General features: G+C 66.7%; 1 protein-coding gene. It reads right to left on the reverse strand.

What is annotated here, in order from left to right:
* On the reverse strand, nucleotides 1–1,282 hold a 1,282-nt coding region (locus JHD07_RS12005), incomplete at both ends, for a GAF domain-containing protein (RefSeq protein WP_291622279.1).

Below are 1,282 nucleotides of genomic sequence, written 5' to 3' on the forward strand. Positions count from 1 at the left end.
GCGTCGATCGCCTCGCGCAGCAGGGCGTTGAACGTCTCGCGGTTCGGCAGGTCGGTCAGGCTGTCATGCGAGGCGAGGTATTCGATGCGCTCGTCGGCCTTGTTCTTCGCGTCGGCGCGATCGAAATTCTCCATGGCGAACGAGACGTTGTCGGCGAGGCGCTGCAGCAACTCGACGTATTCGGGCGTGAAGGTGCCGGGCTCGGTCGACATGTAGATCATGACGCCGACGGGCTGGTCGTGCGCGACGAGCGGAAATGCTGCGCCCGAGCGCGCGCCGTCACTGCGCACGATGGCGTGGAAGGCGCGGACGCGGTCGTCGTTGAGATAGTCATTGCTGATGCAGGGCTGCCGCGTTCGGAACGCCGTGCCGCTCATTCCGCGTCCTTCGGGCCGCTCCGGATCGATGGAGAGCCGAACGTTACGGGTGGTGTCGGCGGACGGCCCTGCGCTCGCCACGATTTCCAGCCGATCGCTGTCGGCGCTTGCCAGCGCGATCGTGGTCGACGTGAACTTGGCGCCGCTCGATGCCGCGAGGCAGACCAGGTCGAACAGCTCGGCACGCGACTTCGCCCGCATGATCGCCTCGTTGGTCGCGCTGAGCGCCGCGAACATACGCGTCAGCCGCTCCTTCTGCGCTTCCGTGCGGGCCTTCTCCTCGGCCCGCTCGAAATTGTCGAGCGCGAAAGAGACGTTCTCCGCCAGCCGCCCCAGCAGCGCGACCAGATCGGGCGTGAACGTATTCTCCTCCAGAGCCAGGAACAGCAGAACGCCGACCGGCTCCCGCCCCGCCCTCAGAAGCGGGAAGCTCGCCGCAGCACGGGTCCCGTCCTCCACCGCCTTGGAGTGCCAGTGTGCCGAGCGCGGATCGTGCAGATAATCGTTGATGACACTCGGCTGGCGCGTCCGTAGCGAGGTGCCGATGATGCCATCTCCCTCGGGATTGCCGGCGGAAATGCTGCAGGTCCGTCCAATCATGCGGTCCTGCAGGCGCCCTTTGACCGCAACGACGCGAACGAGCTCGCGCTCGTCGTCGACGATGCCGATCGTCGCCGAGGCGAACAGACCGCCGAGTACGGCGGCCTGGCACGCAGCCTCGAACAAGCCCTCGCGCGTCTTGGCGCGCATGATGGCTTCGTTGGTCGCGCTCAGCGCCTCGAACATCCCGCTCAGGCGATCGCGCTGCTTGTCCGCCCGCGCCTTCTCGTCGGCGCGGTCGAAACTTTCAAGCGCAAAGGCGACGTTGGCCTGAAGCTTGCGCAGCAACTCGACGAGCTCGGGCG

This window comes from Bradyrhizobium sp. (genome assembly GCF_016462955.1).
Classification (GTDB): Bacteria; Pseudomonadota; Alphaproteobacteria; order Rhizobiales; family Xanthobacteraceae; genus Bradyrhizobium.